Source organism: Mesorhizobium sp. WSM4808 (genome assembly GCF_055811675.1).
This window is the reverse complement of sequence record NZ_JBVVQX010000025.1, coordinates 1-21257: the sequence shown is the minus strand read 5'-3', so window position 1 is coordinate 21257 and position 21257 is coordinate 1. Positions and strand designations below refer to the sequence as shown.

The following is a 21257-nucleotide window of genomic DNA, read 5'->3' as shown; positions in this document are numbered from 1 at the left end:
CAGAAGTCCCTCTTCACATGTCCAATCGAATTCTTGCCAATAGCGGCGACGAGTCCATCCACATCGGGTTCTCCACCCGGAACCAGCCTGAGTACGGCATCGCGCTCGCTGAGCCGTCTGGCCAGATGGAGAGCCAGCGCGCTGAACGCCAACCCATATGCGTCGTTGGTTTCCGAAAGCGGACGGAGTTGCTCCAGCGCTGCCTCGATATCTCCTACCGTCAGATCCGCAACGGCGTAAGCGATAACGGACTCCCTGCTGCCCGGCGCAAGAGCGTCAAGTCCTTTCGCAATTCGCCTGGCCCGCACTACGTCGTTCGAAATGCAAGCCAAGAATGCCGCTTCGGCAAGATTGCGCCGTAAGCCGCCCCCCATTTCAGTGCGACTCTCGGAGGGCACAGATGTACACGAACGAGACATCGTATATCGAATTTCCCTTCTCTGGCTGAGACGCGCGTCATCTTCCGATGACCATGCCATCTGCTACGGACCGATTTGAACGCGACCACAGCTTCTTCAAATCGCTCCCGCAATGACCGGCATTCCGCTTTCATCCTCAATTTGCACCCGGGCGCTATCCAGACGCGACAGCCCACGTCAACAAAGGATTTTGCCGACCGACTTGGCACGCTGGAAGACATGGTGTTTCTCATGCCAATGTTGTTCAATAGAGTCTCAAGCGCAAATAGAAAGGCGATATGTGTCCATACCTTTTGGATATACGAGAGCGTGTTCGTCCTATTCATATCAGTTGATGCTCCAATGCCATCATGCCTGCTGATATATACATATCCAAATAATATTGGTCGTTCTATTTTATTTTGGGTATTTGGTCAGAGATACCGGTGGCCTCTGGCGTTTCAAGGGCTTTGGGAACCGGGGACGCAGACGCCATCAAGCCGTATGGGCAAGGCTCCCGGCTTGAGGAAGAAGGGAAAGCGAGGGTGGCACCAGCATTGGCAGACGATGTCCTGGCAGTGGCTTTGGGGTCTCTGTTGATGAATTCAGATCTTCCTTGCGCCTTGTCCGTGGCTGTGAAGCGCATTGAGCTCACGGTCGACGGTGTCGGGATCGTCATGGAGGCGACAGGCGAAAGATCAGTGCGATTAACCAGCAGGATTGCAAAGACAGTGCCGGATAATGAACTGGAGATCCGTGACTTGCTCGGAGAGAACCTGCTCTACTGTGTTTCTGTCCCGGTGGCGCTCTGTGCCGATCGAGGCGGTGCTCTGCTGCTTTGGGCTGACATTGATCACGTCGATTGCGATCGGGCGGTTGTAAGCAAACAAATGGCGTCATTTTGCGACGCAGCGATTTATTGGAATGGAATTTGCCACCGCCATCGCAAAATCAACGAGTCGCTGCTCTCCAAGGATCAAAACTGCGCGCGCGGACCCGATGTCAGTTGCCACAACGCTTGCGAGTCCACGCGTGGACGTATGGATGGCAAAGATCTGGACGGGACGATGATGAGTGCGCGGCAAACGATCGCGCAGGTGGAGAGCTTCTTGAGAAAAGGGCGGGAACAACTCGACCGCCAAGCTGAGCTCTTGGGCGACTATGCCATGACCGGCGATGCCCTTTCCGCATTTGTTAAGGCTCAAGACGAGAGTTTTCAGCAAGCGTACACATGTGAGCGGCAGGCGGTTCTGAGCCATAGCATGACTCTCACGTCCAATCTGCAGCCAGTACGTGCGCCGCGCGTCAAACCAGTACGGCAGTGGGTCTAAGGCGGCGATGCAGAAGGTAGAGAGGCTAGTAAGGGGCAGTGGCGAAGTGGACATTACTGAGGCCGGCCGGCTAGCGCGGCTTACCGAAGAAATCATCGCAGGGCGTACCGATTTGGCCGCTGTCATTGGGATGACGGATGACGAACTCGAGGCAGTCTACGCGCTCGGCCATCGGTTCTATTCCTCTGGTAGATATGGCGATGCCCTGATCTTCTTTCGTTTTCTCTGTATGCACCGGTACATGGACTCGAGATTTTGGTTCGGATTGGGTGCTGCCAGTCAAATGTCCGGCGAAGCGGCAAATGCCGTGCGTGCATATGGGCTGGCTGCGCTGCTGAATGGGGAGGATCCGCAGATTCCGCTTCGCGCTGCGAAATGCCTCATCAAGCTCGGCCAGCGGGCGGCCGCTGTGAGCGCGCTTGAGAGTGTATTGGAGCTTAGCGGTGGAAAGCCGCAGCATAAGGCTTTGGCTCAGCGCGCGTCGCTGATGCTGCGCCAGCTCAGGTCCGAAGCAGCGTGTAAAGGAGCCTGCGATGCATAAGGTGAGCATAACGGAACCGATCGCTGGAATGCGACTTAAACCCACGGTGTCAACTAAGATCGACGCACCCAACCGCAATTTTTCGGTCGGTTCCAGCAAATCGGGCGCAGAACATGCGCTGCCGCCAGTGTATGTCGGTGCTCCGGTGATGGATGCGGCGCCAATGTTGCCCCCACCACGGGCCTTTGACGCGATGGAACTGGCCACGAAGTTTCTAGCCCTCAAGATAAAGATGGCCGACGCCCAGGCTGCCGCGGGTATGGAGGATGTGCGGCTCCGGGGTGAACTGCAGAAGCAGGAGAACGAGAAAATCGCCCGAAAAATTGTCGATGCGGCGGAGAAGTTGAGGGAAGCGAAGAAGAGTTCGGCCGCCATGAGGATATTTGGATGGATTGCGGTCGCGCTGTCGGTGGTAGCGGCAGCGTTCACCGGCGGGGGTTTCGCCTTTGCGGCCGCAGCAGTGGCAGTGACCGTGGGGATCCTGACCGAGACAGGGGTCGTCGAAAAGATGACGCAGGCCATTGCGAAGAGCCTGATCGAAGACCTGGGGATGGCGCAGGGTCAGGCCGAGTCTTGGGCCACTGTCATTACGGCTTTCATCTTCCTTGCTTCTGCGCTGGCAAGCTTGGGTGCCGGTGCCGTGTCTGGTGGGTGGAATGCGGTGACCAGCATTGCCACGAAGATCACAAGCCAGGGCGATAAGGTGGCGAAGATCGCTATGGCAAGTCAGCGCGTTGCGACAGCGGCTTGGGCGGGCGAAGGTACTGCTTCAGTAGCCGAGTTCTTAGCAGGGGCTGCAAGCGGAATAATCAAGAAGCAGGCGACGGACGTCAAGGCGGAGACGCTGGATATGAGGAAATTCCTCGCTAAGCTGGCCCGGCTTCAAGAGGACGAAATGGCCCACATCCAGGAATTGGTCCTCGGCGTCAAGACCATGACGCAAAGAGTTGTCGAAGTCATCGAGGAGCAGAGTCGATCCGCGTCAACCGTCATACGGCACATCGGCTGACGAGCGATAATAGCTGTCCAAATCTACCAAAGCGCTAGGAGAGTATGCATGCTACACACCGCCGTACAAGCAACCGACAGTCGCGGCCCTCGTCTGCCGGACGGCGATTTGGATGAACATCGGCCCATTTTGCCTATGCCCGTGACGTCTAGTGGCATGGGAGTTAGCTACGGCGAACTGACAACAACACCAGCCGATCTTTCCAAGCTGACATTGAGCGGTTCGCCAATGCTGGCAGACAGCGTCGCCCAAAACATTGGTGCCGAAACCGCTCTGGGAGCACGGCTCGCCTCGGTCGATACATATCTAGTTTTTCAGTTGCTGCACAGCCTCAATTTGAAGTTCCGGGAATCTGCAAGACTGGACCGGCAGGCCGCGCGTGACTGCGATATTGCCGCACAGGAAGCTGCTGCCAAGGCGCTCCGCGCTGCTGGAGAATTTGATCTGCTCAGCACGCTCACAATCTCTGCCTTCGGGATAGTCGGTGCGAGCCTGGGTATTATGGGCGCGAGCAAAGCACAGACTCGCTTCGATGAGCTCAGCCACGAAACGGGTTTTCGGGCTGATACTAAGCTGGCCGTAGAACAATCTCCGGAGGTTAGCCAGCCGCCCTCCTTTGACCTGACTGGGATCCACATAGCCCAGCAGGTCGCCCAACAGACCACCATGACCTGGAGCGGCCTCGCCACGGGCATGACCGAGTTCGGTAAGATCCCAGGTGCCATCTTCAAAATGGGGGCAACCAGTGAGCAGGAGAAAAAGGCAAATCTGGAAGCGGAGGGTACCAAGATGCGCTCTCGCGCCGAGGACGAAACTGAATTCAAATTGGTATATGGAAAGATGATCCAGGATATTCAGGAAAAGTTTTCCGACATGAGACGCGCGGACGCTGAAACGAGGAGCAGGATCGCCAATATGGGATGAGAGCAGGACAAGTTAGATCTACAAAGGAAAAGGTCAGTGACAATCTCATACGTGAGCCTCTCAACTCAGCTTTATCGCGACGTGTCCGATAATTTCGGGAGTGGGGGCAGCTTGGACGGGTTGGCACTGCTACTCCAGATCGAGCGATATTATTGTCTCGAGAATCAAGTTAGAGACGAATTCGACGAGATGCGGAAGCGAACCGATTGGCTGACAACTGCTAACTCCGCTCTCGCCGCGCTACGCGCCAACCGGCCGCCTGACGACAAGGCACTCACAAATTATGGCACATTTGTCGACGGGCAGGGCAAGACCCAAGAGGTCCATCAGTGGATGCTCGAAAACGGCATCCCAATCGAGCAGTTCGGAAACGATGCCGCCGGCATTCAGTCGGAGTTCGATGCTGCCGTCTCGAATCTCAAAGCGCGCATCGATTCGGTAAATAGCGAGTCGCAGCTGGATTTGATCCGCCTGCAGTCCTTGATGGACAAGGTAAAGCATTGTCTTGAGTTGGCGACCAATTTGTTGGGCAAGTCTGGCAAAGCCAAAGAGAACATAATCGCCAATATCAGGTAAAGAGCGGATGCAAGGCTGAGGCTCCTGGCCTGGGAATCTAGCGGCATTGTAGTTTGTCACCTAAAAGGATGAGCATCTGGCTATTGCAGGCAGAACTACTGTATTTCTTTGCCTCTTCTGGTTGCTGTCACCTTTAGGGGGGTGCAACGGCAGTGGTGCGACTGCCGAGCGCGGGGTTTTGCTGAATAGGCCGCTTTTCGTCCCGCCTGACTTCGCCTCTTTGCGAAAACGTCGGGAACCGCAGACTAACGGCTTTGAAGTGCTTGGGCAGAGGCAAGCCCAGCCAGTGGCAATCACAGGGGAGCGGAAGCTGCCGGTGGTGTCGGATAGCAGGCGGGTGAGCCTTGACTATGCGAATGCCGACATTCGCCAGGTGGTGCAGGATATCGTAGGTGATATCATGAGCATGGCCGTTGTGATCGATCCTGGCGTTGGAGGGAGAATGACCCTTCATACAGCTCGCCAGGTGCCCGCGAGTGAGGTGCCGCGGCTTCTGGACAAAGCCCTTGCACCGCACGGCTATGGACTGGCTGCGGATGATCAAGGAGTGCGGGTGGGGCGCTTGGCTGACCTCGCGGGCGGCATCCAGAGCAGCGTACAAGTTATTCCGGTGCGGTATGTTGACCCGGCTGAGGTCATCGGGGTAGTCCGACCGAACTTGCAGGAGGGTGTGCGTCTCACGCTAGCGCCCGGAGGGAGAGGCATTGTTGTCAGTGGCCCTCCCGGATCGCTGAGTTCTGTGCGGGAACTGGTCGACCTCTTTGATACCGACGCCATGCTTCACAAGTCATTCGCGCTGTATACGCTGTTTCAAGCGAGCCCGGCCGAAATTGAGCGAGAACTCAGTCTGTTGTTTACGCAAAATGGCCAAGAGAGAGAGCTTATCCAATTTGCGGCGCTAGAGCGACTGAATGGTATCCTCGTTGTGGCAGAAAATCCTGCAGCTCTCAAGCAAGTCCGCCAGGCGATCGCTAAACTGGATAGTGCGTCGGAGGCGACTGCAAACATTCACGTGCGTCCACTGCTCTACCGGCGGGCTACGGAAACGGCGCATGTGCTGGCGCAAACTTTCGTCGCTGAGGCGCCCAGTGCTGTCCCGCCTGCACAGCCCGCGGGAATGTTCGGCAACTTATCGCTGGGAAGTGGCGTATCCAATCAAGCCAGCCTGCCGGTCAATGCGCCAGGTCTGCCGGCCGAAATGCCAGATGCGACCCCCTCGAGAACGCATTCAGTGGAGGAACCGGTGATGTCAGCGAACCGTCTTGGCCTCTCGGCGCCGGTGCAGATCCAGGCGGACCCCGGACGGAACGCACTCGTAGTACTCGCAGCACCGCACGACTACAAGATCGTTGAGGCCGCGATCCGTCAACTCGACGTGAGGCCTCGGCAGGTTCTCATCCAAGCCATCATCGCCGAGGTGCGGCTGAATGACAGTCTGCGCTACGGCGTGGACTATCTTCTCTCCACTAGGGGCCTGGGCGCAGTTCCAAGCGGTCTATCCTATGTGTTTCCCGGGACGGACCTCAACATTGTGTTACATGGGCTAAGCGCGCTTGGAGAGGTCAAGGTTGTCTCCGCGCCGCGCATTCTTGCGGTCGACAATCAAACCGCCACGATCCAGGTGGGCGATCAGGTCCCGATCCTCGTCCGATCATCGCAATCCACCGTAAGCGAGAACTCACCGATCGTGAGCGACGTCGAGATGCGCGACACAGGGGTGATCTTGGCTGTTACGCCCAGAATCGGTGCCGGTGGTAGTATAACACTCGACACGTTTCAGGAGGTCAGCACCGGCAACAGGAACACGCTTACCAATGTTCAATCCCCAGTAATCTCGGTGCGCCGCCTCCAGAGTACCGTATTGACCCGAAACGGCGACACGATCGCAATCGGCGGATTGATGCAAGATAGCACTAACCAAGCCAATTCTGGGGTTCCTGTGCTGAAGGACATTCCGCTTTTGGGCGGACTGTTCGGCAGCACCGAATTCGCCAAGGAACGAACTGAGCTTTTGATATTGCTTAACCCGCGGGTGGTTGACAGTGACGCAGAAGCAAGGGCGCTGACGGAGGAGCTGCGCGAAAAGTTCGAGTCGCTAGCCCCCGATATGGGCCGCCGGCTAACGCCGTCAGCTCAGCCGCAACCGTCGGGCAGACAGCGAAATGGGAGCGGCTGACGTGGGCCGGCGGTGGTTTTTTCATTGGCTCGGGTGCTGGATTGTGGGGCGAAGCCGTGTTGCCGCAGCTGATTTAGAAACTGTGTAGTCGTCCGTGAAGAAAGCCGTTTTCGCGTCAACCGTGAAAGTGATCTGCGTTGAAGCGCTTTGTCCCCACTGAGGGAGGGAATTCAGGCTGATAGCGGCCAGAGTGGTGGCGTTAGGAGGGTTGTGAGCATTCCCAGGAACCAGGCGCACAATAGCCTCAGCCAATTGAGCAGGAGGCTGAAGTTGTAGTCGACGGCGGCAAGCACCGGCGTTGTTGGCATCGCCCTGTGACAAGGCCCAAAAGTTGCGGCCCAAGCAGTGGTCGTTCTTGAGATGACGGGTTCGACGGCGGCCTGGCGTTGTAGCGCCCGTTTAACGGCCTTGGTGAGGCCGCGCTTGTAGCCGGCGACATCGACCTTATCCTTCGGGGCGTTGTGGCCGCGATCGCCGCATCGGCGGCCATTTTGGCGAGGTTGGCGCCGATCGAGTTCTCGATGCGGGAAAGAATGGTGGCCAGCGAGTGGCCGTCACAGGGAGTGCCCGCAGCACCGTGATATGGGCGACGAACTGGCCGTCGCGGCTGCGATACAGCGGCGGGGCGACCGAGACCTTGACGTCGAATTCATAGGGCTTGTGGGCCTCGCCACCTGCCGATGCAGTCGACCTCGGGAGCATGCAGGGAGTAGACCTTCCTGCCGCGTTCACGCTGGCGCTGGTCCCTAACGCGGCGGGCCAGCGACAGCGGCAGAGAGATGATCGCCTTCTCCTGCACGCCGGTGTCGGACGATCACCGCGCGGAAGTCGGCCGGCTTGGCCAGCCGAGTCGGCGGATTATCTGGAAATACGAAAGCTAAGCGCTCCCGTCTGTTTCACTCTCCTCATCGATTTTCGCGCACCGGTAGTTTCCGGCGCTGCAGGCGCTTAGCAGCGTTGAGGAAAGCCCCGCGCGACACACCCAATGGCTTGCTCAGCTTCCTCGATCGAAAACGCTGCACGCCCCCGGCAGAAAGGAGGCTGGCCAAATATATTGATAGGGCGTAGCGTTAATCGTGAACCATGTGCGATTCTGCTTTTCGTGCAGAATATTCGACATGATTTATGGAGCCGCGATAAACGTTGCTACAAATCCGTTGGCATTCGGCTGTCCGCTTTCGGACGGAGAAAAGATGCCACCGACATTCCGCGAGGTAACCGGATGTCTTCGGCACAGGTTCATCAGCAGCGGCCTTGCACACAATAAAGTCGTTCAAGTGGCGCATTATTTGCACATCAGGATGTGAGCACAAATCATGCACCCGCTGGCCGTGGTTCCCGCTGGGCATAATAGTCGTTGATCCGTTGGAGGTGAATCATGAGGAACATTGACGTCCGTGGCAAGGCCCCCATGCGGTTGTTTAGTGCCATCGACCTTGATACAACGGACGATCCTCCCACCGGGCCGCTTGTTCGGTTTGAAGAAGCCGGCGGAGCATCCAGTTCTGTGGTGCCGCAGACGCGCTCTGAGTTTCAAGGCCCACGCACCAGGGAGGGGCAACCCAGCAGTATCCTTTCTCTACTGTTTGAACAAGGTGACACAGCTGAGAGGCTTGATCCGATCGATCTGCTGAGCTTGGCGCAATTAGGTCCTGAGCTGCGTGATGTCGTCCAGCCACTTCCGGCATATCAAGAAAGTCGTCAACGGGCTGCCCGAGTCCAGGGCATCTGGGGAAGGTTACAGCAACCGGCAGCAAGTCCCTTGGCTGGGGTGATGTATTCCGGCGTGATCCAACCACTGGCGCGCAATTTCAATTGCCTCCTAAATAAGCAGAAGGATGCTCTCGTCGAACTAGTCGAGAAGCATGACGACCCTAATATGCGCAACTCGGCCCTGGAGGAGATCGGAGCGGACTTGGTTAGCCTCCCGCCTGAGCTGCAGAAGCGTCTCGTCATTGTCGCCGAGAAATTTGACGCGCCAGAGGATCGCGGCTCGGCACTATGGGGCCTTGGCGCCGGAATAGCAGAGCTTTCGCCCGAGCTGCGGCAGCGTCTTGTGGTGGTCGCCGAGAAACTTGAAAATGCAAATCGCGCTACAGCCGTATGGGGCCTCGCAGCCGGCGTGGCAAGGCTTGCGCCTGAGTTGAAGGAGCGTCTCGTCGTCTTCGCCGAGGAACATGAAGATCCCGAAGATTGCGTCCTAATCCTACGCGGCTTCGGAACAGGCGTGGCAAGGCTTGCGCCAGAGCAACAGCAGCGTCTCCTGGCCGTCGCCCACCGCATTGACGAACCAGAGTATCGCGCCTTGGCCCTCAGCGCGCTCGGAACAGGTATCACTGGTTTTGAGCCCGAGTTGCAGCAGGTCCTCGTCGGTCACGTCGAGAGGTTCGACGACCCGCATCGCGCCGGGTTCATCGAGGGCCTTGGAGCCGGCGTGGCAAGGCTTTCGGGCGATTTGCCGGATGCTGTCATTGACCTTGCCGAGAGACTTGACCCCTTAAATCGCTCCCGAGCTCTAGAAGCCCTTGCAGTGGGTGTCGCAGAGCTTCCGTTCGCTCTCCAGAAGCGCCTCGTCGGCCTCGCTGAGAGTCTCGAGCACCCGGAGCATTGCGCCTCGGCCCTACGCGGCTTCGGAACAGGCGTGGCAAGGCTTGCGCGAGAGCTACAGCAGCGTCTCCTGAACGTCGCCAACCGCATTGACGAACCATACCATCGCGCCTTGGCCCTCAGCGCGCTCGTAACGGGTATCACTGATTTTGCGCGCGAGTTGCAGCAGAGTCTCGTCAGCCAGGTCGAGAGGCTCGATCCGGAGGATTGCGCCTCGGTCCTCGAGGTCTTTGGAGCCGGCGTGGCGAGGCTTTCGCCCGATCTGCAGAAGCGACTAATCTTCCGTGCCGAGCGACTTGACGACGCCAATCGCGCCTCGGCCTTACGGGGCCTCGGAGCCGGCCTACCAAGGCTTGCGCCCGAAGTGCAGCATGGCATCGTTACATTGGCCAAGAGCATCGCCCCCGAGTATCTCGCAAGAGGTCTTGAAGGCCTTCGGCAAAGCTTGGCAGAGGTTACCCCCGATCTACAACGGCGCTTCGCTGCCCTTGCCGACCGAATTGACGAGCCGGAGTATCGGGCTCGCGCCCTGGCAGCATTATTGCCCTAGTTGGTTAGGGCTCACGGATGACCTTCAAGGCTTATTGAACGGCGTGGTGAAGGGGCGTCCAGATCTGCCCGTCGCGTGTTCGCCCCGCCACCTTGCCCCAGGTGATGCGCAGCGAGCCATTCGCGTCAGGTACATCGCCCGGCCGATTGCCGGCAGGCACCCTGGCGCGAGCCGCCGGGTCGCCTTCCTAAATTCCACCACGGCGGATAGCCTGCGCGTCGATCCTCGACATGATCTGCGCGATGGATCTTTGGTCAGGCATGAGTCCCGTTCCATTTTATGGGGCGGGCCATTCTGGCAGTACACTATTCCCCTCAAGATGAACGTCCGCCATTCTCTTTTTTGACGCCAGAGGCTGTCATTCCGCTATACGGCCTCGACTGTCGTTGCCGCGCGAGCAACTATAGCGCCGCAAGTCAATACAGGAACGACACAAGCGGCCTACCCCCGCAACCATCGGATCGGAGGTGCCGATCACTCCGTGGCAACCGCCGGGGCTGCGCAGCGTCAATCGATGGCCAGGCTCCCCGCACAGACGACCCGTACGACAGCCTTTTGACTATTCCACCGATAGCCGGTCGACGCCTGCACGTCATGCGAAGCAACGTGTCTCCGTAAGATGGCACAAAACAGCGCGAACAACGCTCCCGAGGGCTACTTATGCAACGACAATGATCGGTGCGGGATCAATCAGGTTTGGTGCTTATTCGCTCCGTCTGCCGCCCGGTCGAGCGCAACCATTTTCTTGACCAGGGCCAGCAGGTCGCGCTTGGTGCCGTGCGGCAGAGACACGACCTGCTCCGCGAGCCTCCACGGTGTCGCGCGCTTCCTCCGCGGTGCTACTGCGGTCGCGCGACAGCTCGCCGACGGGCTGAGAAAGAACTCGTCGAAGGTATCCCGCCCGATCGGCTTACATTATTGAACAGGCTATTGGAGGTTGACCCGGTTATCGGCTTGCGAGAACAGCCCACCCATCGGCTTGATATACATCGACACTGCATCGTCGGTGAGCTTCTGGCCGAGCTAATGACCTGCGCCACGATCAAAGCGTGCCGACGGCTGGCACTGAAATCGATGGCCAGCCAGGCCGGCGTGGCGTTCCCTCCACGGATCATCTGGTCCCACCGACCCGAGGAAACCGCATCTGCTATTTCGGATCGATCTCCAGCGTGCGCAGGAAAGCGATCCGTTCTGTCAGCCAACCAGGTTTGACGCACCTGGCGCGTCTGGCGCTGATCGCAGTTAATGGAAGCGGGTCTGGCCGATCACCGGATCAACCTCCAATAGCCTGTTCAATAATGTAAGCCGATCCAGCGAGATACCCGAAACGATCGCGTTCTCTGCCCGTCGTCGAGCCCAGAGACAGTCTATAACTCAGGACCAAGACGACTGGTCGTGCGGCAGGCGGTATTGGAGGTTGTGTACCGCGACCTGATCGCCGTCGACAATATTCGCCGGAAGATCGCCAGATTGGGGTCGGTTCCGGGACGAGGCGAAATGACACTCCAAGCATACACAGGGACTTTGACCTCAGTCGGATGGGCCTTCGCCGTCGGGAAGCGAATGTGTTCCCACTCGCTCTTTGGGATTTCCGCGCCCAGCGAGTAATCGAAGGCAACCACTTTTTCTAAGTCCGGGGTCACCTCGCATTTGAACTTGGTGTCGTACCAATGCCCTTTGCTTCGAAGCGCCGCGCCGTCCGCCTGGAGTGTAAAACCGGAAAGCTTTGTGTCGGCCATAGCGACGACGAAATCCGGCTGGAAGTCGAACTCCCATACATGGACCTGTTCCATAGCCTCGATGTTGCAGAGTTGCATGATACGATCATTCGGGTCCAGTTGTCGCAGCGCAACCAAAGCTTCCTTGCGTCGCGGATCTGCCAGCACTTTTGCTGAAAACAGCTCTTTGGCCGAACCATGCCGTCTCCTTGAGGGGACGGCTCGTTGGTTATTGCTGGTTTTTTATCTTGCTCAGGTGCTTGGGCAATTGGTGCGACCAATGCGATGGGCTTGCTTTCGTTTTGAGCAACAGTGGGCTGTGCAGATACTGCAGCCTGGGGGTTCATTTTAGGATTCCCTAGTCGGAAAGATCCAACGGCTAAGATGGCGATCAGGTACAGCGTCACCGAAATCGCAAGGCTCGGTGCTATTGCGTTAGGAACATGCTGACCATTTTTCCCCTGCATCGGCAAAGCTATCGATTTTCAAGTCGCGGCAGGCTCTTCGGAAGGCGGTTTCGGCTGATCTCCCGTTGTCGAGGCGTTGTAAGGGAAGACATACCCTTGCACCTCAGTCGCCGGACGCTGCTCCTCCGGAATCGAGCGTGCGTCGTAGCCGCTGATGCTGAGCATCGGGATACGCATGTGATTCCTCTTTTTTGTGGCGGATCTTTGCGGCCTCGGAGGAACCCGCCTGACCGTAGCGACATGTAGAGCGAGATTATTCATGGGCCACCGTCTAGCCGCGGGCCAACGCCCATAATGGCGGGCTCGGCAGAAAGCAGCTTCTTCGCCGCTGCCCTGACCTGGTCGAGCGTTACCTGCTCGATGAGGGCCGGGCGGCGCTGGATGTAGTCTATGCCGAGCTTGTCGAGCTGCAACCCGACAAGCGTCGCTGAAATCGACCTGGAGGAACCCAGATTGTCGGTAGCATAGGCGCCGATCAGATACTTCTTGCTCGCTTCGAGCTCGGCCGCTGTTGGCCCGGTGTCCACCAGTTCCTTGATTACTCGTCTTATAAGGTCGAGCGTCTCTGCCGCCCTGTCGGCGCGCGTCGAGGTGGTCACCACAAGCGAGTTGGAATGCTCGTACGTGTCCAAGCTAGAGGAGACATGGTAGGCCAGGCCACGCTTTTCCCGCACTTCCTGGAACAGACGTGAGGTGAATGGCGAGCCTCCGAGTATATCGTTTATCAGTTGCGCGGCATAGAATTCCGGGTCGCTGCGTCCGACGCCGAGAAAAGCCAGCTGGAGCGAAGTCTGGGGCAGGGCGTATGCGACCAACGTCCGCTGGCCGAGCTTCGGGGTGACATCAGGTACCTGGGCGAGCGCCTGCTTCTGAGGCAAATCGCCGAACAACTGGTCGAGCCTTGCACTCAGGGCTTTGGCATCGATGTCGCCGACAACCGCCACGTGCAGCCCCTCGCGGGCGAAAGCGGCCTTGTGGAAGGCGCTTAGATCGGCGGGCGTTATGCGGGCCAGGCTTTTCTTGGTGCCCTCGGGTGGCCTCGAATACGGGTGCGTGCCGTAGAGTTGGCGCCGCCATGCAAGCTCGGCTATCGCGTGAGGTTCGCGCTCGTTGGAGATGATGCCGGAGAGAAGCTGGGCGCGGATGCGGTCGACCGGCTCCTGATCGAAGCGAGGCCTGTTCACTGCTAGCCCGACCAGATCGAAAGCGGCGTCCTGGCGCTTGGAAAGCAGGCGTATCGAGCCATGGATGCCGTCGCGCCACGCGTCCAAGCTCATTTCGGCGCCGGCGTCGTCCAGCTTTATCTGGAAGTTCTCGCTGTCGAGATTGCCGGCGCCCTCGTCGAACAAGCCGGTCATCAACTTGGCAAGCCCCTCTTTACCGGCCGGGTCCTGGCTGGTGCCGCCGTCGAAGACAAAGTGGAGCGTGACGATCGGCAGCGTGTGGTCTTCCACCAGCCAGGCAGTGATCCCCTTTTCAGATTCCACCTCCTGGATGTTCACCTCAGCACGGGCGGTGAGCGCCGGCAGGATGAGGAAGAAAATAGCAAGGACGGCCAGCAAGGTGACGAGGCGCGCGGCCCTTTCTTCTCCAACGGGAGAAGGCAATGCTTGTGCAAAGGCGCTGCGGAGTTGGTTTGTCATCGGTCAATTGTCCTTGGGCAAGAGATAGCCAGTGGTCGAATGGTCGGACACGAGATAGCGGGCGGCAACGGACTTAACCTGACCGGCGGTGACCTTGCGGATGCGGTCCGGCCATTCCTCGACGTCCCTGACGCTGCCGCCGGTGGCGAGCGTCTTGCCGTAGATGTAGGCCATCGAACGCTGCTCGTCGCGGGCGAAGATCATCGAGCGGACGAAACGATCCTTGGCCTTCTCCAGCTCGCCTGATGTGACGCCGTCCTTGGCGATGCGGGCGACCTCGGCCTCGACCGCCGCCTGGACAACGGCCAGCTTGGCGTCGCCGCGCGGCGCGCCATAGACGGTGAAGTTGGTGGCATCGAGCATGGTGCCCCGGAAATAGGCGCCGACCGCGGCGGCGATGCCCTGCTTGACGACAAGCTGCTGGTGGAGCCGGCTGCGGCTACCGCCGCCGAGGATCTCCGCCAGGAGGTCCAGCGCTTCCGCTTCGCCCGGCTTCGCAGTGCGATAGGAGGGAACCACCCATTGCGTCGAAAAGTTCGGCACGCTGACACGCGCGTCAGTGAGCGTCACCGTGCGCCTGGTGTTCTGCTCCGGCTCGACCGGACGGATGCGCGGCGGCAGATCTGGACCACGTGCGATCTTGCCATAGGTCTTTTCGGCCAGCGCCTTGACCACCTCCGGCTCGACATCGCCGGCCACCACCAGCACGGCGTTGTTGGGTATGTAATATTTGTCGTAGAAAGCCTTGGCGTCGGCGCGGTTCAGCTTCTCCATCTCCTGCATCCAGCCAATCACCGGAATGCGATAGGGCTGATTCTGCCACAGCGTGGCGTCGAGCTCCTCGCCGAGCACTGCCTGCGGATTGTTGTCGATGCGCGAGCGGCGTTCCTCGAGGATGACGTCGCGCTCGGTGGCGATGACGTCGTCGTTGAGGATGAGGTTGCGCATGCGATCGGCCTCGAAATCCATCATCTGCTCGAGCGCCTGCGGCACCACCGTCTCGTAAAAGGCGGTGTAGTCATAGGAGGTGAAAGCGTTGTTCGAACCGCCGATGGCGGAGACGGCGCGGTCGAACGCGCCGGCCGCATGATTGGTCGTCGCCTTGAACATCAGATGCTCGAAGAAATGCGCGATGCCGGACTTGCCCGGCGGCTCATCGGCGCTGCCGATCTTGTGCCACACCATATGAGTGATGATCGGCGCGCGGTGATCGGGGATGACAACAACCTCCATGCCGTTATCGAGCAGGAAATTCGTCACCTTGATGTCATTGGTGGCCGCCAGAACTGGAGCGGCGGTGGTCACAAACGACAGCGCGGTCGCAAAAAGTGTCCCGCGCAGCCAGCCAGACCGAAGATTTATCGATGGCTTCGGTTGTGGTGACCGGGCAATGGGCAAGGTTCGAGGCGAAGTGAGTTGTCCTTCATTTTGAAGGTGCTGCGTTCTCGTCGCCCTCACTGGGAGAAAGTGGATAGGTGGGCAGCGCCGGGCCAGATGAGCCCTCAGCATGCTGCCAGGCCCGACTCGAGCATTATCTTTGAATGCGTCGTGGAAAGGTGGGGCGGCATTTTTTGGTGGGGGATCATGCAACGACTCTCCTGGCTTCGTATGTGTTTGCGATGACCACGCACGCACCGTGCCAAATGAGAAAACCGTTTCGGCAATGTGATTAATCGGACTCTGTGTGTTGCGTATCCGACATTGTCGGACATCTGACACTGAACCGCTCCGGGTTTGCCGGAGGCCGTTTCGTTTGAGTCACGCTGCCATGGCCGGCTCTTCGAGCATGGCGTAGTAGCGTTCCTCGGCTTCGGCCGGCGGGATGTTGCCGATGGGCTCCAGTACCCGGCGATTGTTGAACCAGTTGACCCATTCCAGCGTCGCGAACTCGACGGCCTCGAACGAGCGCCATGGTCCGCGTCGATGGATCACCTCGGCCTCGTAAAGGCGTTGATCGTCTCGGCGAGAGCATTGTCGTAGCTGTCGCCGACACTGCCCACCGAAGGTTCGACGCCAGCCTCCGCCAAGCGCTCGGTGTATCTGATAGAGACGTATTGAGCGGATTCAATCGGTCGTCGCAACAGTCTCGATCTTACCATTTGCCAGGACTTGGTCGAACGCTTCTGCGGGAGTTTTCCATCCGAGCGTCTTGCGGGGTCTGGTGTTGAGCGCATGCGCGACCGCATCGAGTTCGTCGGCACCGTGCTGGCTGAGATCGGTGCCCTTAGGGAAGTACTGTCGCAGCAAGCCGTTCGTGTTCTCATTCGTGCCGCGCTGCCAAGGGCTTTGAGGATTATAAAAATAAATCTGCAGGCCCGTTTCGATCTTTAGCCGGGCATGCTGGGCCATTTCCGCGCCCTGATCCCATGTGAGCGACTGGCGTAGATAGTCGGGAAGACGTGGTAATCGATCGTGTGATGGCGTCCCGCACCGCTTCTGCTCCGTGTCCTGCCAAGGCCGGTCCGTTCCTTATGGTCTTACCCTGTCCATGGCCTTCCATTCGCGGCAGGTACAGCAACAGAGTGAAGCGCGTCGTACGTTCGACAAGCGTGCCGATCGCGGAACTGCCGAGGCGAGGATTAGATCGCCCTCCCAGTGCCCGGGCACGGCGCGGTCGCTTGGCCGCCCGATCGGCATGCCACTGCGCGGTGCTGGCACGGTAGTCCAGGTTGCCGCTCCGCGTCGCCGCGTTACGTCGCAGTTCACGGGAGATGATCGACGCGGATCGGCCAAGTCGGCGTCCGATCTCGCGTCTCGAAAGACCCTGAACGCGAAGAAGTGCGATCTCCTCGCGTTCGGCAAATGAGAGGTACCGCTCTGATGGCGGCTTGGTTGAAGATCTGAACATCACTGGTGCCATGCCGCCCGCCCGTCGGAACAATCTGGTTCCGACAGGCTGCGACATACCAGCCGCCAATGCAGCATCCTCGCTGGTCATTCCCTCCGCGATCCCCAACCAGAACCGGTGGAGCTCAGATCGCCCCGCTAGGCGGCCGCCCCGGTGACGGCAACGGTGCTCGTCCAGATAGGTGTGATCGTCCAGATAGGTGTGATCGTCGCTTTTGGATGCCATCGCAACCTCCTTTGTACAGGTGTTGCGACGACCGATTGAATCCGCCTTGGCTGCCTCTACCGCTGTGATGGATGAGCCCGCCTCCCTGCAAGGGCCGCCGATCATGGAGAGCCTTTTCAGAGCGTCCAGAACGAAGCTGGCATGCGCCGTCCGGCTCACCCGCCAGCCGACGATCCTTCGCGCATAGGTGTCGATGACGAAGGCCACGTAGACGAAGCCGGTCCAGGTCGCGACATACGTGAAGTCGGAGACCCACAGCATGTTCGGCGCTGGAGAATGGAACTGGCGCTTGACGTGCTCGAGAGGGCAAGGTGCAGCCTTGTCGCTCACCGTGGTGCGGATCCGCTTGCCGCGGATGATGCCCTCAAGACCCATCACCCGCATCAGCCGCGCCACCGTGCATCTAGCGACATCGAAGCCCTCGCGCTGTAGCTGCCGCCAGACCTTGCGAACGCCGTAGACGCGGAAGTTAGCCTCGAACACGCGTCGGACCTCGTCCTTCAAGGCGGCGTCGGATTTCGCGCGAGCCGATAGTTTGGTGGGATCAGCCCGCTTCGCGACATGGTCGTGGTAGGTCGACGGGGCGATCGGCACCTTGCAAATCGGCTCGACCCCGTGCGTCTGGCGGTGATCGTCGATGAACGCGATCATGGCCTGAACCGGCGGTCGAGCTCCGCCTGGGCAAAATACGCGCTCGCCTTGCGCAGGATCTCATTGGCCTGTCGAAGCTCACGGTTCTCGCGTTCCAGTGCCTTCAGCTTCGTCGCAACATCCGTAGGCACCCGACTCGCACGCCACTGTCGCGCTGGGCCTTCTTCACCACTCATGCAGCGTCTGCGCCGTGCAGCCGATCTTGGCGGCGATCGACGAGACCGCAGCCCACCGCGACGTATGCTCGCCTTCGTGATCCAAAACCAGCCGAACCGCGCGAGTCCGGACCTCGGGAGAGAACTTGTTGGTCGTCTTGCTTGTCATGGCTCCACCTTCTCAGGAGTTGGAGCCTCCGATCAACCCGGGGCGGTTCACTCAATTGGACCAGGCTACCCTAACAAAAAGACTCGGCACAATCTGGGTGCCGGGTCTTTAAGGTCACATGTGATTGGGTAGGTGATGTGACGCTTCTTGGCTACGCCCCGCATGATTAACGAGCCGTTAACTGCGCGGCATTCCTCAGCTTCTATTCGGCGAGGAGAGCGACCACATAGGTCTCTTGGCGCCGGGACTAACCCATATGTCCCGGACAATGTGCCGGCGTTATTGCGTTCATGGGTCACTGGATGACGATTTCGCTGTTTAGGGTGTCAGTCACGAGGGCGCGCTGCATTTGCGTTCGCAAGCTGTGCCATCAGCGAGATGTAATGGCGGAATTTCCTATCTAGGAATCAATGCCCGACCGCACAAACGGCAGTCTGCTTCCGATTTGCTGCCGCATTCGCCGCGATCTTCGCCATCCGGCTGATTGCCGCCGCAAGCCTGCGCGTGCCATGGCTCGACAGGTCAGAAACTCGGGACGGCTTATGGATGATGCTGGGGACACATTGGCAAGGCTTGTGGTAACCCTATTGCAGAGTCAACCGGGCCAGGGTGACGCAATCAGGGGCTCTCGCATACAACCGGTGTTTGGCTACTCCATGGATCATCTGCGATTTAAATCAAATACGTCCAAGGAAATTGACGATTGCGCGACCCTCACCTCGTAGACGGCTAACGCGGGCGGCAACTGAGAGGGTAAAATGACAAGCGATTTTTCCGCCGCGCGAGTGCATCTAGAGCAGTCCGGTTTAATCCGGTTCATAGCCTGCGGCCTTGAAGTAGTTTTCGCATTCTGTTGGCGTAAAAAGGTCGACGAGCGCGCCGACGGTGTCCCATAGGGCTGCGATTGTTCGCTCGGCCCTCGCCCGCAGGAGTGCCTTGAGCTTTGCGAAGGCGTTTTCGATGGGGTTGAAGTCGGGGCTGTAGGGCGGGAGGAACATCAGCTTTGCACCGGCGGCTTCGATCGCCTCGCGCACGCCCCCGGACTTGTGCGCCGGCAAATTGTCCATGACGACGACGTCGCCTGGCGTCAGCGTTGGCGCCAGCACCTGCTCGACATAGGCGAGGAACACGACCCGTTCATGGCGCCGTCGTAGACGAAGGGCGCGGTCATTCCGGTCAGCCTGAGCGCGCCGGTGAAGGTCGTGGTCTTCCAGTGACCGTGCGGCACGCCGGCCCGGCAGCGTTCGCCGCGCAGCGCTCTTCCGCGCAGGCGAGCCATCTTGGTCGACAGCCCGGTCTCATCGATGAAGACGAGCCTTGCCGGATCGAGGTCGAGCTGGCCGTCGAACCAGGCACGCCGGCGCTTCAGGATGTCGGGGCGATCTTGCTCCAGTGCGTGTGCGGACTTTTTTTGAAGTCCAGCCGTGCCCCCGCAGCCAGTCGCTCAACGTGCTGCGGCCGATGCGCATGGACCGCTCGGCCAAGAGCCGCTCCACCATCTCGTTCAGCGTGATGTCCTTGCGCTCCTCGATCATCCCGATGATGAAGTCGGCATGGGCGTCGAGACGCGAGCCGCGCCGTCGTCCCTGCGGTCGTGGTGTCGTCTCGCCCATCCGGGCTCTGCCGATCCAGCGGATCGCACTCGATATCCCGACACCGAACCGAGCCGCTGCTTGCCGGGCCGATGCTCCTTCACCCGCAGCCTTCACGACACGTGACCGCAGATCCTCACCAAGTGCTCTCGCCATCGTCCACCTCCATAAAAGTGGACGTTGAATCAGCCAAACCGATTCGCGTCACATCACAATCGATTCATCGATCGCCGGACGTGCTCTAGGTCGAGCGTATCATTATCTGCGAGGTGATGACCCGATGAGCCGGAGGGGTCGCGAAGCCTTGGATTTGCTAATTGGAGGCAGTTGCCGGCGAGGAGTTCAAGCAGCCGAGCCAAAACGCGGACGTGCTAATGTTTCCGCTTGGGCGTCGCTTCTGAGGCGATCTCCAAGGTGGCAATCATGAACGCCCGTCAAGGCATAAGCCGAGTCTGCAATCGAATGGGAGTCCGAGGCCTATCGCTCACAAACTTCGGAATTTCGCTGCGCCTATTGTCATCGGCGGCAGCTATTCCGGAATGGCCGCCGCCCAGCAGTTCCGCCGCGCCCGCGCCAAGTTCCTGGTGATCGACGCCGGGTTGCGGCCGAACGCTTTTTCCAGCCATTTGCCTGCCTTCCTGTCCCATGGCGGCGTCGATCCGGCCGAGATCAGGAACGGTCGCCTGAGCAGCTTTCGCGCTACGCGACCCCCTTGTACGACGGAACGGCCGAACGGGTGAGGAGCCGCGACGGTTTCGGCTCTACTGCCCGACGGCCTCCGCGGAGAGCCGTCGAGTTGTCGCTGCCGGCGTTTCAGATGCGCTGCCAAGGGTCAATGGGCTGGCTGAGATATGGGGAAACAGCGTTCCACGGACCCTGATGTATGACTGTGAACTCTATCGGGACGGTTCGGCGTGGGTTGCTGCCGATCCTGCTCGGTCCACCAGGCACTTCGTCTGTCCGAATGAGACCGCTGCTTGGCGCTGCGGGGCGAATGCCCATTTTTCCATAATCATTGCATATATCAGTGCTGCGCCCCCGCCAATCCGAATTGCCGCGATCAATGGAGTTGCCGCATTCGCGCTGGCGAAACGGAGTGGTCGCTCAACCCTTCTTCGGGATGAAAGAAGGCCGGATGCTATTCCGATGGTGGTTCTGGCCACCGCCGCGACCGCTATCGTTCGGGATGGCAGTCAGGTCGATGCCGGATGAGTGGCCGCTTCACGAGCCCACGCTTCTGTTTGATCTCGACGGCAAGCGCCGCTGCTGCCTCATGCTCTAGGCGACTTGGGGAGGTGCGAATATTATCTAGGCCGAGCACGTTTTCGCCACCGCTCCCTCATGCTCATGAGAGGGTTCGAATCGTTGATTGTCTTCGAAGCCACGAGGCCAGCGGCTTCTCCGCCGCATCCGTGCCCGCGCTCGCTTCTAGTCCTGCTTTCACGACCAGCGCTACTACGGCTATACGGTCGGTATACGTGCCGAACATTTTCGGCCGGATCGACTTCAAGGAAAAGGGCGGCATCGCTGCCGCCCTTTCCGTATCTGGAGGCTGATAGAGGCCGGATTAGAAATCCATGCCGCCCATGCCGCCCATGCCGCCGCCGCCCATGCCGCCAGGCATGCCGCCGCCGCCAGCCGACTCCTTCTTCGGAGCCTCCGCGATCATGGCTTCGG

Annotated in this window: 13 protein-coding genes, 5 pseudogenes and 1 other annotated feature; of the genes and pseudogenes, 9 read left to right on the top strand and 9 right to left on the bottom strand. The window is 59.4% G+C overall.

Features of this window, described 5'->3' with window-relative positions:
- Nucleotides 1-17 precede the first annotated feature (17 nt).
- The 8 genes from AC0L2U_RS30520 to AC0L2U_RS30485 all read left to right on the top strand — a co-directional run bounded on the left by AC0L2U_RS30520 (nt 18) and on the right by AC0L2U_RS30485 (nt 10112).
- Entirely contained in the window at nt 18-362 is a 345-nt protein-coding gene (locus AC0L2U_RS30520) for a hypothetical protein (protein WP_473564560.1), read from the top strand.
- 581 nt (nt 363-943) lie between these two features.
- A complete protein-coding gene (locus AC0L2U_RS30515) occupies nt 944-1729 on the top strand; it encodes a type III secretion system chaperone (RefSeq protein ID WP_473603137.1) in 786 nt (261 codons plus the stop codon).
- 46 nt (nt 1730-1775) lie between these two features.
- On the top strand, nt 1776-2270 hold the full coding sequence (locus tag AC0L2U_RS30510; protein WP_473603136.1) for a SycD/LcrH family type III secretion system chaperone: 495 nt from the start codon (nt 1776-1778) through the stop codon (nt 2268-2270).
- Nucleotides 2263-3279, top strand: coding sequence for a type III secretion system translocon subunit SseC family protein (gene sctE / locus AC0L2U_RS30505; RefSeq protein WP_473603135.1), 1017 nt, complete (start codon nt 2263-2265; stop codon nt 3277-3279). The genes AC0L2U_RS30510 and sctE overlap by 8 nt, the downstream gene beginning before the upstream one ends.
- 48 nt (nt 3280-3327) lie before the next feature.
- The gene (locus AC0L2U_RS30500) at nt 3328-4203 is read left to right on the top strand and encodes a hypothetical protein (protein WP_473603134.1); all 876 of its coding nucleotides are present in this window, start codon (nt 3328-3330) and stop codon (nt 4201-4203) included.
- A 36-nt stretch (nt 4204-4239) separates the two neighbouring features.
- Nucleotides 4240-4779 carry a hypothetical protein gene (locus AC0L2U_RS30495; RefSeq protein WP_473603133.1) on the top strand — a complete coding sequence of 180 codons (540 nt, stop codon included), beginning with the start codon at nt 4240-4242 and terminating at the stop codon, nt 4777-4779.
- 337 nt (nt 4780-5116) lie between these two features.
- The gene (locus AC0L2U_RS30490; protein ID WP_473603132.1) at nt 5117-6955 is read left to right on the top strand and encodes a secretin N-terminal domain-containing protein; all 1839 of its coding nucleotides are present in this window, start codon (nt 5117-5119) and stop codon (nt 6953-6955) included.
- A 1378-nt stretch (nt 6956-8333) separates the two neighbouring features.
- Entirely contained in the window at nt 8334-10112 is a 1779-nt protein-coding gene (locus AC0L2U_RS30485) for a hypothetical protein (RefSeq protein WP_473603131.1), read from the top strand.
- Nucleotides 10113-11054: 942 nt separating this feature from the next.
- Here the strand turns inward: AC0L2U_RS30485 and AC0L2U_RS30480 are convergent.
- The 9 genes and pseudogenes from AC0L2U_RS30480 to AC0L2U_RS30440 all read right to left on the bottom strand — a co-directional run.
- Nucleotides 11055-11468, bottom strand: a pseudogene (locus AC0L2U_RS30480) (Tn3 family transposase); the annotation flags it as partial.
- Between the two features lie 11 nt (nt 11469-11479).
- The gene (locus AC0L2U_RS30475; RefSeq protein ID WP_473603130.1) at nt 11480-11998 is read right to left on the bottom strand and encodes a DUF930 domain-containing protein; all 519 of its coding nucleotides are present in this window, start codon (nt 11996-11998) and stop codon (nt 11480-11482) included.
- Between the two features lie 317 nt (nt 11999-12315).
- On the bottom strand, nt 12316-12474 hold the full coding sequence (locus tag AC0L2U_RS30470; RefSeq protein WP_473603129.1) for a hypothetical protein: 159 nt from the start codon (nt 12472-12474) through the stop codon (nt 12316-12318).
- A gap of 80 nt (nt 12475-12554) precedes the next feature.
- On the bottom strand, nt 12555-13940 hold the full coding sequence (locus AC0L2U_RS30465) for a M16 family metallopeptidase (RefSeq protein ID WP_473603128.1): 1386 nt from the start codon (nt 13938-13940) through the stop codon (nt 12555-12557).
- Between the two features lie 3 nt (nt 13941-13943).
- The gene (locus tag AC0L2U_RS30460) at nt 13944-15245 is read right to left on the bottom strand and encodes a M16 family metallopeptidase (RefSeq protein WP_473603127.1); all 1302 of its coding nucleotides are present in this window, start codon (nt 15243-15245) and stop codon (nt 13944-13946) included.
- A gap of 453 nt (nt 15246-15698) precedes the next feature.
- Nucleotides 15699-16000: pseudogene (locus tag AC0L2U_RS30455) on the bottom strand (integrase core domain-containing protein); the annotation flags it as partial.
- Between the two features lie 4 nt (nt 16001-16004).
- A pseudogene (locus tag AC0L2U_RS30450) lies at nt 16005-17008 on the bottom strand (IS30 family transposase).
- Nucleotides 17009-17011: 3 nt separating this feature from the next.
- Nucleotides 17012-17988: pseudogene (locus AC0L2U_RS30445) on the bottom strand (IS3 family transposase); the annotation flags it as partial.
- Nucleotides 17593-17706: a sequence feature (AL1L pseudoknot), on the bottom strand. It overlaps the preceding pseudogene by 114 nt.
- 806 nt (nt 17989-18794) lie before the next feature.
- Nucleotides 18795-19736: pseudogene (locus AC0L2U_RS30440) on the bottom strand (IS630 family transposase).
- Between the two features lie 383 nt (nt 19737-20119).
- Here AC0L2U_RS30440 and AC0L2U_RS30435 point away from each other — a divergent pair.
- Nucleotides 20120-20320, top strand: coding sequence for a hypothetical protein (locus AC0L2U_RS30435; RefSeq protein ID WP_473603126.1), 201 nt, complete (start codon nt 20120-20122; stop codon nt 20318-20320).
- Nucleotides 20321-21257 lie beyond the last annotated feature (937 nt).